General features: G+C 44.5%; 17 protein-coding genes. 15 read left to right on the forward strand and 2 right to left on the reverse strand.

All coding sequences use genetic code 11. The features are described from left to right. Window position 1 precedes the first annotated feature (1 nt). The 10 genes from UCH003_RS04025 (at window position 2) to UCH003_RS04070 (ending at window position 7221) form a co-directional block, all read left to right on the forward strand. A complete protein-coding gene (locus UCH003_RS04025) occupies window positions 2-721 on the forward strand; it encodes a zinc ribbon domain-containing protein (protein WP_041963628.1) in 720 nt (239 codons plus the stop codon). Window positions 722-724: 3 nt separating this feature from the next. Further along, the gene (waaA, locus tag UCH003_RS04030; RefSeq protein WP_060825517.1) at window positions 725-1888 is read left to right on the forward strand and encodes a lipid IV(A) 3-deoxy-D-manno-octulosonic acid transferase; all 1164 of its coding nucleotides are present in this window, start codon (window positions 725-727) and stop codon (window positions 1886-1888) included. Continuing rightward, window positions 1878-2612 carry an RluA family pseudouridine synthase gene (locus UCH003_RS04035; RefSeq protein WP_060825518.1) on the forward strand — a complete coding sequence of 245 codons (735 nt, stop codon included), beginning with the start codon at window positions 1878-1880 and terminating at the stop codon, window positions 2610-2612. Before waaA ends, UCH003_RS04035 begins: the two co-directional genes overlap by 11 nt. Window positions 2613-2780: 168 nt before the next feature. Then, window positions 2781-4118: a signal recognition particle protein gene (gene ffh, locus UCH003_RS04040; protein ID WP_060825519.1), complete on the forward strand. Its 1338-nt coding sequence runs from the start codon at window positions 2781-2783 to the stop codon at window positions 4116-4118. Window positions 4119-4201: 83 nt separating this feature from the next. Then, a complete protein-coding gene (rpsP, locus tag UCH003_RS04045) occupies window positions 4202-4432 on the forward strand; it encodes a 30S ribosomal protein S16 (RefSeq protein WP_039673177.1) in 231 nt (76 codons plus the stop codon). Window positions 4433-4434: 2 nt separating this feature from the next. Next, window positions 4435-4680, forward strand: a complete 246-nt coding sequence (locus UCH003_RS04050; protein WP_039673329.1) for a KH domain-containing protein — start codon at window positions 4435-4437, stop codon at window positions 4678-4680. Then, window positions 4673-5212 (forward strand): ribosome maturation factor RimM, encoded by a 540-nt coding sequence (gene rimM, locus UCH003_RS04055; protein ID WP_060825520.1) that lies wholly within the window; start codon window positions 4673-4675, stop codon window positions 5210-5212. Before UCH003_RS04050 ends, rimM begins: the two co-directional genes overlap by 8 nt. Continuing rightward, window positions 5212-5904 (forward strand): tRNA (guanosine(37)-N1)-methyltransferase TrmD, encoded by a 693-nt coding sequence (gene trmD, locus UCH003_RS04060; protein WP_039673173.1) that lies wholly within the window; start codon window positions 5212-5214, stop codon window positions 5902-5904. The genes rimM and trmD overlap by 1 nt, the downstream gene beginning before the upstream one ends. Window positions 5905-5926: 22 nt before the next feature. Beyond that, window positions 5927-6283 carry a 50S ribosomal protein L19 gene (gene rplS, locus UCH003_RS04065; protein ID WP_060825521.1) on the forward strand — a complete coding sequence of 119 codons (357 nt, stop codon included), beginning with the start codon at window positions 5927-5929 and terminating at the stop codon, window positions 6281-6283. Between the two features lie 80 nt (window positions 6284-6363). Continuing rightward, a complete protein-coding gene (locus tag UCH003_RS04070) occupies window positions 6364-7221 on the forward strand; it encodes a damage-control phosphatase ARMT1 family protein (protein WP_060825522.1) in 858 nt (285 codons plus the stop codon). Here the strand turns inward: UCH003_RS04070 and UCH003_RS04075 are convergent. Further along, the gene (locus UCH003_RS04075; RefSeq protein ID WP_060825523.1) at window positions 7218-8378 is read right to left on the reverse strand and encodes a PLP-dependent aminotransferase family protein; all 1161 of its coding nucleotides are present in this window, start codon (window positions 8376-8378) and stop codon (window positions 7218-7220) included. The two genes, UCH003_RS04070 and UCH003_RS04075, sit on opposite strands and share 4 nt — an antisense overlap. Window positions 8379-8484: 106 nt before the next feature. Here UCH003_RS04075 and UCH003_RS04080 point away from each other — a divergent pair, with 106 nt between their 5' ends. Next, window positions 8485-9348, forward strand: coding sequence for an AraC family transcriptional regulator (locus tag UCH003_RS04080; protein ID WP_060825524.1), 864 nt, complete (start codon window positions 8485-8487; stop codon window positions 9346-9348). Window positions 9349-9410: 62 nt separating this feature from the next. Further along, a complete protein-coding gene (gene bioD / locus UCH003_RS04085; protein ID WP_231964811.1) occupies window positions 9411-10094 on the forward strand; it encodes a dethiobiotin synthase in 684 nt (227 codons plus the stop codon). Here the strand turns inward: bioD and UCH003_RS04090 are convergent. Continuing rightward, window positions 10056-10556 carry a glycine zipper 2TM domain-containing protein gene (locus UCH003_RS04090; protein WP_060825525.1) on the reverse strand — a complete coding sequence of 167 codons (501 nt, stop codon included), beginning with the start codon at window positions 10554-10556 and terminating at the stop codon, window positions 10056-10058. The genes bioD and UCH003_RS04090 overlap by 39 nt on opposite strands. A 112-nt stretch (window positions 10557-10668) precedes the next feature. On the opposite strand from UCH003_RS04090, the gene UCH003_RS04095 reads away from it, so the two are divergent. The 3 genes from UCH003_RS04095 to UCH003_RS04105 are packed head-to-tail and all read left to right on the forward strand — an operon-like array spanning window position 10669 to window position 13037. Continuing rightward, complete coding sequence (locus UCH003_RS04095; protein ID WP_197653540.1) at window positions 10669-11541, forward strand: aspartate carbamoyltransferase catalytic subunit; 873 nt, start codon at window positions 10669-10671, stop codon at window positions 11539-11541. Continuing rightward, the gene (locus UCH003_RS04100; RefSeq protein WP_144440980.1) at window positions 11531-12481 is read left to right on the forward strand and encodes an aminodeoxychorismate synthase component I; all 951 of its coding nucleotides are present in this window, start codon (window positions 11531-11533) and stop codon (window positions 12479-12481) included. The genes UCH003_RS04095 and UCH003_RS04100 overlap by 11 nt, the downstream gene beginning before the upstream one ends. A 28-nt stretch (window positions 12482-12509) precedes the next feature. Beyond that, window positions 12510-13037, forward strand: coding sequence for an aminotransferase class IV (locus UCH003_RS04105; RefSeq protein WP_231964812.1), 528 nt, complete (start codon window positions 12510-12512; stop codon window positions 13035-13037).

A 13037-nucleotide genomic window follows, 5' to 3' on the forward strand; every position in this document is an offset into this window, starting at 1 on the left:
TATGAATAAGTACTTAGAGCAGTTAATTGAGCTTTCCAATTTAGACAAAGAGATTGACGATTTTGCACCGCGCATCGCTAAAGTGGAGAAGACGTTAAAACTCTCTTTAGATAAAGAAAAAGAGCTAAAATCGCAAACCGAGGTTTTTCAAGCCGACATCGCCGACGCTAAACTCAAAAAAGCAAAAAACGAAGCACATTTGGCGGAACTTTCTGCTAAATTAAAAGATTTTACGAAAAAAAGTGCGTTGGTAAAAACGGCAAAAGAGATTAAAGCCTTGCAACTTGAAGAGGAAATCGCCAAAGAACAATGCGATTTTGCGAACGAAGAGATCGCTCGTTTGGAAAAAATCATCGATCTAAAACAAAACAGCATCAGTGCCCTTCAAGAAAAAATCGCGCAAGCCGCAGCCGAAGCCGAAAAGATTAAAGAGACGATCGATTCGCAAATTCAAGCGATTGAAGAAGAACGCAAAAACGTTTACAAAGCCAAAGACGAATTGGTTTCCGATATGAGTCATAAAATTTTGACGTTTTACCAAAAAATTCGTAAATGGGCAGGAAACTCTACGGTCGTGCCGGTCAAAAAACAGGCTTGCTACGGATGTTTTATGCGTATCAACGATAAAACGTATGCGAGTGTTTTAAAACAAGACGATATCGTGACATGTCCTCATTGCGGTCGCATTTTATACAAAGAGATCGAGGAAGAGAAGGCGTAAGGGTTGCGCTTTATCTATTACGGTGCGGCGGTGTTGCTCTATGTAGCGGCACTGCCTTTTTTAGTTTTCCTTTGCTTTAAATCTAAATATACGTTTTCGATTCCCGCACGCTTTTTTCTGAAAAATAACGCTCCTTTCGAACCGAATGCCCGTATGTGGTTTCACGCGTGTTCTTTAGGCGAGGTGCGATCGTTGAAGCCTTTGGTGGAGACTTTTGCGCCGAGCGACGTTCGCATTAGCGTTATGACGCAAACCGGATTTCGCGAAGCCGCTTTACTTCATACGGCGGTGCGTTATTTGCCGTTTGAAATTTTTTTACCGTTTTGGACACGCCCTCAAGACGTTTTAGTCGTGATGGAAGCCGAGCTTTGGCCGCTTTTGTTTATCAGCGCGAAAGCCAAAGGGATACGAACGGTGTTATTGAATGCAAGAATATCGGATCATTCCTATGCTTCGTACGCAAAATTTGCATGGTTTTACCGTTGGATTTTTCGCTACGTCGATACGGTATTGGCGCAAAGCGAAGAGGATAAGGAGCGTTTGGCTTTTTTAGGCGCGAAGCGCATCAGCGTCGTCGGCAATATCAAACAGTACCAACGCTACGGCGTTACAAAAGTTTACGATAAGCCGAAAAACAAGCGATTGATCGTCATCGCAAGTACGCATGAAAAAGAAGAGGCGTTGATCTTAGAGCATATCGCGATCAAAGAAAACGATACGATCGTCGTCGTACCCAGACATCCGGAGCGTTTTGAAAAAATTCGACGTTGGTTGGCATCGTATGCGACAGAGCATCGACGTTCATTTGACTCTCTTTCGCACAGCGAGCGCTTGGATAGCGATTTTATTTTATGCGACCAAATGGGACGCTTGATCGATCTTTATGCCGTTGCCGACGTGGTTATCTTAGGCGGCTCGTTTGTGGAAGGCGTCGGCGGGCACAATCCGCTAGAGCCAGCATTTTTCGGCGTTAAATTAATTAGCGGAGCATCGATCTTCAATCAAAAAGTGCTTTTTGAAGCGGTAGAAAACGCCAAAATCGTTGCGATCGACGCACTTTACGATGTTTTTGAACACATCGACGAAGTCCGTCCTTCTTTCATTACTCCCAAAGATGCGATTGAGCCTCTTTTGGAAAAAATCAGAGGAACAGACCATGATAGATAAAGCCTATAAACTTTTGGCCCTTCAAGAAAAAATCTCCAATCGCGCCGCAAAAGAGTTAATCGATCGAGGCGTTGTTTACGCGGCGGGAAAAAAAGTAAGTGTTGCGCGCGGAGAGTTGGACAGTTCGACGAAGTTTAAAGTCGAAAAAATCGCACCGATTCGCGTTTTATTTGAAGACGCGTTTCTTATGGCGGTCGATAAGCCGGCATTTATGACTTCCGAAGAGGTCGCAGAAGCGAAAAATTTACCGTTGTTACATCGTTTGGATCGCGAGACGAGCGGAGTTTTATTATTAACCAAAGACGATGATTTTCGTAAAAAAGTGGTCAATGCATTTAAAAAACGCGATGTTCAAAAAGAGTATATTGCGATCGTCGAAGGTAAAGTCGTTGAAGCTATGGAGATTAACGCTCCGATTTTGACGATTAAAAAGGGCAATACGGCGTACAGTAAAATTAGCGATGACGGTAAAGAAGCGATCAGTTACATCGAACCTTTAATGATCGAAGGTAAACGCTCCAAGATTCGCGTCAAGATCGAAACGGGACGAACGCATCAAATTCGCGTGCATTTAAAGAGTATCGGAGCTTCCATTTTAGGTGATACCGAATACGGCGGACGACCGTACAAACGCTTAATGCTCCATGCGTCCAAAATCGCACTTTTAGGGTATAAATTTGAGAGTAAAGAACCTGAAGATTTCATTAAATTCGCGGCAGTATAAATTAGAATAGGAGCACTCAAAACTACGATAAAATCGTTGTTTAGAAACGATAAAGCTCTTTTAGATATAGGCAAAAATTAAGGTTTAATTTAGTTTAAAGTATTGGTTGGATACAATACGAGCTCTTTTTCAAATGAAGATGTTTGAATAGCTTAGGAAGGATAATGCGTGTTTGAGGTTTTAACCGATTCATTTCGTACGGCCGTTAATAAAATTCGTTTCAGCGACGATGAAAAGTCGCTCAAAAATGCGCTAGAAAATTTAAAAAAAGCATTACTCAAAGCCGATGTGCATCATAAAATCGTTCGAGACTTGCTCAAACAAGTTGAGATCGAGACCAAAGCGAAAGGCATCGGACAGGTTAATTTTTTACGTGCACTCAAAACAAATTTGACGCAAATTTTGACGGTTCCCGGTCGCCAAGGATTCGTTTATGCGTCAAAGCCGCCGACCAAAGTTTTGATGGTCGGTCTCCAAGGTAGCGGTAAAACAACGACGACCGTGAAATTGGCAAATTATTTAAAATTAAAACAGAAAAAAGTGTTGGTCGTTGCTTGCGATTTACAGCGTTTAGCCGCCGTAGAGCAGTTAAGACAGTTGTGTAGCGCTAACGAAATCGATCTTTATTTTGAAGAAAACGGCAATCCCTTAACGATTGCCAAAAATGCGCTCAAAAAAGCCAATGAAGGCTTATACGACGTCGTTTTGGTCGATACCGCAGGTCGATTGGCAATCGATGCGGAGTTAATGGATCAACTCGAAGCGATTAAAAAAGAGACTTTGCCCGATGAAATCTTTTACGTTGCCGATTCGATGACGGGTCAAGATGCGGTGCGAAGTGCGGTAAGTTTTCATGAAAAAATTACTTTAAGCGGCGTGATTCTCAGTAAATTTGACGGTGACGGTAAAGGCGGCGTAGCGTTAGGTATCGCCGAACAAACCGGCGTTCCGCTTCGTTTCGTGGGCGTGGGCGAAAAAGTAGCGGATTTAGAGCATTTTATTCCCGATCGTATCGTTAACCGTTTAATGGGCGAGGGCGATCTTGAAACTTTGGCGGAGAAGACCGGTTCAATTATCAATGAGCAGCAAGCTAAAGCGATTACGAAAAAGATCAAAAAAGGCGAGTTTAACTTTAACGACTTTTTGGAACAAATGGAGCAGATGAAAAAGCTCGGAAGTATGAAGTCGTTGATCGGGATGATTCCGGGACTCTCGTCGGTCGCGGGAAAACTTCAAGACGTTGATATGGAAAATTCCGTTGAGATGAAACGCATCAAAGCGATGATCGGCTCAATGACCAAAAAAGAGCGCGAAGATCCGGAGCTTTTAAACAACAGTCGCAAAAGAAGAATTGCGGAAGGTTCCGGACTTTCTCAAGTCGAAGTCAACCGCTTTTTAAAGCAGTTTGCCAATGCCGCGAAAATGGCAAAGAAGTTTTCGGGCAAAAAGGGAATGCAAGATTTGCAAAATATGCTATCCCAAAATAAACACGCACATCTTCGTTAAGATGTGACGGTTTATATCTACATGTAGACTGACATGTAGATATAAGTTGTAACAAACGAAACATAAACATAGGAGACCATAAAATGGCAACAGTTGTAAGATTAACACGAATGGGTAGAAACAAAACTCCGTTTTACAGAATCGTCGTAACGGACAGCAGAAAAAAACGCGACGGCGGTTGGATCGAGTCTATCGGTTATTACAATCCTCTCACCAATCCCGAAAGCATTAAATTCGATGCGGAAAGACTTGCTTATTGGAAAAGCGTCGGCGCAAAGCTTAGCGACAGGGTTGCAAAAATTACCGGTAAATAATGATGATTGATAAATTCCTCGAAGAGTTTGCAAAACTTTTGGTAGACAATCCTAAAGGCGTAAGAGTCGAACGAAGCGATGTCGACGGTAGTTTTTGCGAAGTGGTCATTTATGCGGACAAAATCGATACGGGTAAATTGATCGGTAAAGACGGCAAAATGATTAACTCGCTTAAAACGCTTATTTCCGGTTGTAAAGCCAAAGACGGCAAGTCTTATAGAGTTACCGTTAAAGCCAACGATGAATAATCAATCTTCTCTCATCGAAGTCGCCGTTCTCGGGCGACTCGTGGGACTTAAGGGAGAACTCAAACTTCATTTGGAGTGTGATTTTCCGGAACAGTTTAGAAAAGGCAAAACGTTTACGACCCAAAAAGGCGAAACGCTTGAAGTCTTTTCGTACCACCAAGCGCGCTCGCTCATCTCTTTTGTCGGCTATCTTGACCGAGAATCTGCCGTAAAGCTCGTCAATACTCAGTTGTTTACGTCGAAGGAAACTTCGCTTAAAGAGTGTGCGCTTCAAAAAGACGAATTCTTTTGGTTTGAGCTGATCGATGCTCGCGTGATCGATGAAGACGGGACACTCTTAGGCACCGTCGATGAGATCGAGCGTATCGTAACGACGGATTATTTGGTAGTTCGAACCGATGCGGAGTTGGTCAAAAAAGGACATGTCACATCCTTTTATCTTCCGTATATCGAGCGGTATATTCTCTCGTTCGACCCAAGTGCAAAAGAGATACGTAGTAAAGATGCTTTAGGAATTCTGGAGAATTCGTGATGCGTTTTTCTTACGTGACGCTTTTTGAGGGATTGATCGCTTCGTATTTTGAAGATTCTATTTTGAAGAGGGCAATCGCCAAAGGGCTCTTAAGCGTGGATTTTTTTAATCCTCGCGATTTTACCGACAACAAACACGGTAAAGTAGACGACTATCAAGCCAGCGGCGGAGCAGGACTCGTGTTGTTTCCGCAACCGCTTTTTGATCTGTTACGTCGGATCAAAGAGTCTTCGCCCGAGGCATATATGATTTTTCCGACACCCGCCGGAAAACTTTTTACGCAAAACGATGCGAAACGCTTGGCGCAAAAAGAGCATATTGTTTTTGTTAGCGGACGGTATGAGGGGATCGACGAACGCGTTATTGAGACGTTCGCCGATGAGCTCTTTTGCATCGGGGATTATGTCCTAACCGGCGGGGAACTTCCGAGTTTGGTACTCAGCGATGCCATTAGCCGTAACATCAAAGGTGTTTTAGGCAACAGTGATTCGTTAAACGTGGAGAGCTTTGAAGAGCCTCTTTTAGAGGCCCCGTGTTTCTCAAAGCCGGCAATTTATGAAAATAAATCCGTGCCCTCAGAGTTTTTAAAGGGAAACCACGCTAAAATCACAAGCTTAAAAAATAAAATGTCTGAATCAAAGACGAAATATTTCAGACCGGATCTGTTTTCTCGCTTTAGCGTGAAGCATTAGAAATGATATAAAGGATGATGCAATGAGAAATAAATATATTGAAGCTTTTGAAGCAGGACAGATTTCTGCGAAGAATATTCCTGATTTTAGAGCAGGTGATACGATTAAAGTTGCCGTTAAAATTATCGAAGGCGACAAACAACGTGTTCAAAATTTTGAGGGTATCTGTATCGCAAGACGCGGAACCGGTACGGGTGAAACATTTATCGTACGTAAAATCGGTGCTAACGGCGTAGGCGTTGAGAGAATTTTCCCTATTTTCTCCGACAGTATCGAAGAAATCGCTGTCGTAAGACGTGGTATCGTTAGACGTTCAAAACTCTTCTATCTTCGTGATAGACGCGGTAAAGCTGCAAAAATTAAAGAACTCAGAAAATAATTTTTTTTCGAAGCGGTGGATGTCTTGGTTTCGCCGCTTCTTCTCCTTTTTTCTTCGCGTATCTTCTTTGAAAGTTTGTAATGTATCTTGATCAACGCTGTTTAACCTGTATTTACGACCAAAGTAAACGCGTGGGTACGCTCTTAAATCTAACGTCGGAACAAAAAAACGCTATCGACTCCTTGGCACGCCGATTGATTGAGAATTTTGATACCGATCAAACGCCGCCTCACAATGCCGCACCTCTTTATGAAGCAATAGCTCGGTTATTGGGCGTTCGGGATTTGTACGGTGACTTCAAAAAAGCTTCGTCTCTCAAAGCCAAAGCCTTTCTTCCTTTATGCCAAATGTATATCGAGCAAAGTACTGACCCTCTTTTAAGTGCGCTTAAAACCGCAGTGGCGGGTAATGTGATCGATTTGGCGGCGGTTATGCTCTACGACCTCTCCGAAGAACTGGAAAAAATCTATCATACCCCTTTTGCAATCGACGATTTTTCGACACTGCAAGCAACACTTCAAAAAACGAAAACCTTAGTTTACCTTGCGGACAATGCGGGGGAAGAAATTTTTGATAAACTCTGTATTCAGACGATTCGAAGGATTTACCCGACGATCGACGTCTATTATTTCGTGCGCGGTCGACCGATTATTAACGATTTGACGTATGAAGATGCTATGGCTTCGGGCATGGATGAAGTGGCGACGCTCGTTAACAGCGGCGTTCCGACGCCCGGACTGGCGTTTGAGTTGATGTCGCCGTCGGCTAGAGAACTTTATGAAAAAGCCGACTGTATTCTTTCCAAGGGAATGGGTAATTTTGAATGTCTGAACGAACGAAGCGATGATCCGATTTTTTTTCTGTTTAAAGTCAAATGTCAGGTTGTCGCCGAAGCCGTAGGGGCAACGCTCGGCGACATCGTGTGTAAAAAATCTTAAAGTTCGCTATAAGCTTGTTGTAATTTTCTCACGCCTTCATCGATTTGCTCTAAGCTCGAGTTGGTATAGTTGAGTCTTCCGTAACCGCTTTCATGTTTGTCGGCAAAGAAAACCGAACCGGGTACAAACGCAACCCCTTTTTGAATGGCAAGGTCGAACAGTTTCATACTGTCGTTGCATTTTTTAAAATGAACCCAAATAAACATACCGCCCTCCGGTACGACAAAATCGATACTCTCGCCAAAATAACGTTTGAGTGCCGCTACCATCGCATCGCGTTTCGGACGATAATAATCGACGAGGCTTTTGACATGTGCTTGCAATTCGCCGCTTTGCATCATTCGTGCGCAGACGAGTTGAAAAAATTTGGAATTTTGAAGGTCCGTACTCTCTTTGGAAAGGGTTAGCGCACTGATAATCTCTTTGGGTGCTCTGATCCAACCGATACGAAAATCCGGTGCCAAAGTTTTCGAAAACGTTCCCAATGCAACGGTCCATTCGGGTAAGAGATCGGCAAACGAAGTCGTCGATACGCCTTCGTAGCGAAGCGCTTCGTACGGGCTATCTTCCAAAAGGATGACGTGATATGCTTTCGCCAAACGTACTACTTCAAGACGGGTTTGCAGGGTGTACGAATAGCCTGTTGGGTTTTGAAAAATCGGTATCGTATAAAAAAATTTGGGACGATAGGTTTTAAAAAGAACTTCCAATGCTTCGGTGTCAACGCCATCGGGCGTTAAGGGTGCCGCTTTGATCGTGACGTCGTACATGCGAAAAAGTCCCAAGGCCGCAAGATAGCTCGGGTCTTCGACGATAATGCAATCGTTCGGGTCCAAAAACGTTTTACACATCAAATCAAGCCCTTGTTGAGAGCCGTTCGTTAACATAATCTCTTCTGCGTGCGTGTCGCGGTAGTGTTTGGCGATTTGCTCTTTGAGGGCAACAACGCCTGAAGCATTGCTGTATTGGAAAAGACGATTGTCTTTTTCGGCAAAAAGTGCTTTGGAGTGTTTTTCGATAGCATCCGCCGGAAACAACGCCGCATCGGGAAGTCCGCCGGCAAAAGAGATAATCGTATTTTGTGCCGTCAAATCTAAAATCGTCCGCGTAAACGAGCGTGAAGCGGTTGTAATGCGTTTGGCTAATTTGGTTTGCATAAGAAGAACCTTTTTCAAAATATAAAGTGTTATTATAGAAAAGATACGATGAAATAACCACCGATAAACACCGATTTCCTTTGTCCGTTTGTGCTATAATTGTTGCATGAAACACAAAAGAACGACTCAAAACGACCATATCGAGCGTATCAACGAAACGTTGTATACGATTCATGCCGACTTGTCGCAAAATTTAAGCGTCGAAACCTTGGCGGGTAACGTTGCGATGTCGGTCTTTCATTTTAACCGCATTTTTAAAGAAGTCGTCGGCGAGAGTGTTCATGCGTATGCGAAGCGCGTCAAACTCGAACATTCCGCCAACGTGTTACTTTTCACGCCTGAGGCAACGATTACGCATATTATGCGCGAAGTCGGATTTCACTCCAATGCTTCTTTTACGCAGGCTTTTAAAGAAAACTTCGGTGTTACGCCCAGTAAATGGCGCGAAGTCGACCAAATCAATGCTCATCGCGATTTGAGTTTCTCGGGGAAACCCTTACATGTCAAAGTGGCGGCGATGCCTTCGTTTGAGGTTGCCTACGTTCGGCATAAAGGTTACGACAAGAGCATTCAAACCGCATGGTTAAAACTTCAGGCGTGGGCATTGCAAGAGGGTATCGCATTTAACGCGCAAACCATGATCGCCCTACACCATAGTAATCCGCGTTTTGTCGAGGCTTCCAAATGCCATTACGTTGCGTGTCTAGAACTTCCCAAAACACGCAAATTTTACCGAAGCGGCGAAATCGGCGTAATGAAAATACCGCAAACCTTTTGTGCCATTTTCTCGTTGCAAGGCGTCTACGGCGACTTGAAAAAGTATATGGACGTCATTTACCATGAATGGTTTCCTAAAAGCGATTATGAAAAAGTCTCGTTACCTTCGTTTGCGATCTATCGGCAAAACCACTTCATCGATCCGTGCGAACGTTTCGACCTCGACTTTTGCGTTCCCGTACGGTTTAAGTAAACGTTGGATTTTGATTGCATCTTTATTTTTTAAGAGTATAATTTTGTAAAAAAAGAAGCTTCATGATGAAATATCCTCCTATATTTATAAGTGCGACCAATACCGATATCGGTAAAACCTATACGACGCTTAGGTTACTTGAAACATTGAGCCAACAAGGCTTGAACGTCGGTGTGATGAAACCTATCGAGACGGGCGTAGCCCCTGTTCCTTTGGACGGGACGCTTTTGTTCGAAACTGCCAAAGCGCACAATAAGGCGTTAGAATCTTTGACGATCAACGACATCGTTCCATACCGATTTGAATTGCCCGCGGCACCGTATGTTGCCAAAGGGCGTAAAAAAATCGATCCGGACGTTTTACGCCATGCTTACGAAAAGATCGAAGCTTTAAGCGACATCGTTTTAATTGAGGGGGCGGGCGGTTTGCTCGTACCGATCGAAGAAGATTTTTACATGTACGACCTGATGCGTCTTTTTAATGCCCGAACACTCTTGGTGGCGCACGATAGACTAGGGTGCATTAACGATTTATTGCTTAATTTGCATTTGTTGGATTCATTAGGCGTCGATAACTACGAATGGTGCGTCAATTCCAAATGCGCGGAGGATCGTGCGGCGTTTGAGAAGATTTCCCTGCCGTTTTTAAAAAAGCTTTTCGGCAGGGTTTTAAGCGTGCAAGAGGATATGCCCGCAATCGCACGCAGTTTAGTAACTTACCGTGACGTTAATGCGAATATAGTCTAAAGGACGATCGGAGTATTTGACGATCGGTTGGTTTTTATAATACGCGGTGTTGCGAAAAAGCGGCGCACCGTCGTTTCGTTCTTCATAACGTGTCGTACAACGTCTTTGCGTTTTATACGTCGGTCCAGAATTGTTTTCCGCAACGTTTTTTCCGACCATCGTTCCGACCACCGCTCCGCCGATCGTTGCTGCCGTTTTACCCGTTCCGCCGCCGACTTGATGTCCTAAAACACCGCCGGCAACACCGCCGATAATCGCACCCACGGTTCCTTCATTTCCCGAAGAGGAAGAGGGTACTTCGACTTGCTCGTCCCAACACTCTTGATACGGAACGCTTGAGGATGAACCGTGGTATTCGCGTTGGCTATTGGAGACGCGAACGTCTTCTTGAAACGTAAAACTTTCGGCATAAAGGGCAGAAGCAAAAAAGCATACGCATGAGAGATAAAGGTGTTTTTTCATAACGTTTTTCTCCTTTTTTTCGGAATTGTAGCACATCTTGAACAATAAAACGTTAATCAAACTTACAGTCATGCTTTGTTACAATTTTGGCAGATTTTGCAAGGAGCAACGCGTGAAACATTTGATCAATACGCGAGATTTTTCATTGGAGGAAGTCGAACATATCTTGGCGCGCGCCGATGAATTTTTAGACGAAAAACCAAGAGATATTTTGAACAATAAAACGGTCATTACGATTTTTTTCGAAAATTCGACGCGAACGCGCAGTAGTTTTGAGATTGCCGCAAAACGGCTCGGTGCGATGGTCGTGAGTTTGGACGTTTCACGCAGTTCTTCGAGCAAGGGCGAAACGCTTTTCGATACGGCGGCCAATCTCGATGCGATGGGCCCCGATGCGATCGTCGTGCGTCATAAAAGTTCGGGCGTTCCGCATATCTTAGCCAATTACGTCAATTGCCCTATCGTGAACGGCGGCGACGGTTCGCATGCGCATCCGACGCAGGCTTTATTGGACCTTTTTACGATGCGACGCCATTTCGGCGACGTGCGCGGTAAAAAGGTCGCGATTGTCGGCGATATTAAAAATTCCCGCGTCGCCAACAGCAATATCGAGCTTTTAGGCCGTATGGGCGTCGAGGTTATTTTGGTTGCTCCGCCGCATTTCCTACCGCAAACGCATTTACGTACCTCTCATCGCATTGAAGAGGTGATCGACGAAGTTAACGTCATTATGAGTCTTCGTACGCAAACCGAACGCCATACCAATCAAATTTACGCTTCGCTCAAAGATTACGCGACCGATTTTTGCATTACGTCCAAGTTGATGCAAGATCGCGATATTATCGTTTTGCATCCAGGTCCCGTGCATCGCAACGTGGACGTAGACGATTTTATGATGAAAGATCCGCGCTCTAAGATTTTGGAGCAGGTTAAAAACGGCGTTGCCGTTCGAATGGCGGTTTTGGAGAAGCTGATTGCCCATTGAGTTCGTTCAAACGCTCAATCGCTTCGGACAACAACGTACGCCTTTTTTCTTTGTCGTCGATTATAACATTAAACAGTTTTATGCCCAAGCGCTTCAAACGCTTGATCCGGATATTTTGTATGCGCTCGATGCCGAGTGCCCTTCTTTGAAACAGACGTTTACGTTTGAAAAATCGTTTCCGGATTTTCACAATTACCTTCGCAAAATCGAGGCGGTTCAAGAAGCGATACGCTCGGGTAATACCTACCTTCTCAATTTGACCGCACCGACGTTGTTGCACGGCGATTTAGACCTTCGTGCGATTTTTCATGCGGCAAATGCGCCGTTTAAACTCTGTTTCAAAGATCGGTTCGTCTGCTTTTCGCCCGAACGTTTCGTCAAAATCGAAAACGATTGCATTATGGCGTATCCGATGAAGGGAACGATCGATGCGAGCATTGATAATGCGAAAGAACGTATTTTAAACGACGAAAAAGAAAAAGCCGAACATGTGATGGTCGTCGATCTTTTACGCAACGATCTTGCACGCGTCGCGACAAACGTCCGTGTCAAGCGTTTTCGTTACGTCGAGGCTATCCAAGCAGGCGAAAAAGAGCTTTTACATGTCAGTTCGCATATTAGCGCGTGCTTAGAGCCGACATGGCATGATCGTATCGGCGAGATTATCGCCGATTTATTGCCGGCGGGGTCGATTAGCGGAACGCCGAAACGAAAAAGCGTCGAGTTGATCGAACAAATCGAAGGCTATGAACGCGGCTTTTTTACCGGAATTTTCGGCGTATACGACGCAAAAGGGCTGGACAGTGCGGTGATGATCCGTTTTATCGAAAAAACCGATGAAGGGTTTGTCTACAAAAGCGGCGGAGGAATCACGCTTTTAAGCGATCCGCTAAAAGAGTACGAAGAGGTGTGCCATAAAGTCTATATCCCCGTGCTTTGAAACGATCAAGGCCGTTGATGGCACGTTATTGCATTTGGAGTACCATCAAGCCCGCTTCGATCAAACGAGGCGAGCACTGTTTACATGTCAAGAGCCGATCGCGCTTTCACGAGCGATCATTCCGCCTTGCCGCGGCGTTTTTCGGGTGCGCGTCGAATACTGTGAAACGATTACGCACATCGACTACCGCGCGTACGAACCTACACCGATCCAGACGATCGCTTTGGTCGAAAGCCCGCTTGCGTACGACTACAAATATTGCGATCGCGAAGCGTTGAATCTGCTGAAACGCGACGATACCGATGAGGTGTTGATCGTTCGTCACGGCGAATTAAAAGATACGACGATTGCCAATATCGCTTTATGGATCGACGGCGAATGGAAAACGCCTTTGTGTCCGCTTTTAGAAGGAACGACACGGGCAAGATTGCTGGCACAAGGGAAGATTAAAGCCGAAAGTTTATCCGTAGGAGACATTCAAAAAGCCCGAAAATTTGCTATAATGAATGCTCTTAGAGGATTTGAAATTCTTGAAAACGTATGTGTGAAGGATTAA

The sequence above is a fragment of the Sulfurospirillum cavolei genome, from assembly GCF_001548055.1.
In the GTDB taxonomy this organism is placed as follows: domain Bacteria; phylum Campylobacterota; class Campylobacteria; order Campylobacterales; family Sulfurospirillaceae; genus Sulfurospirillum.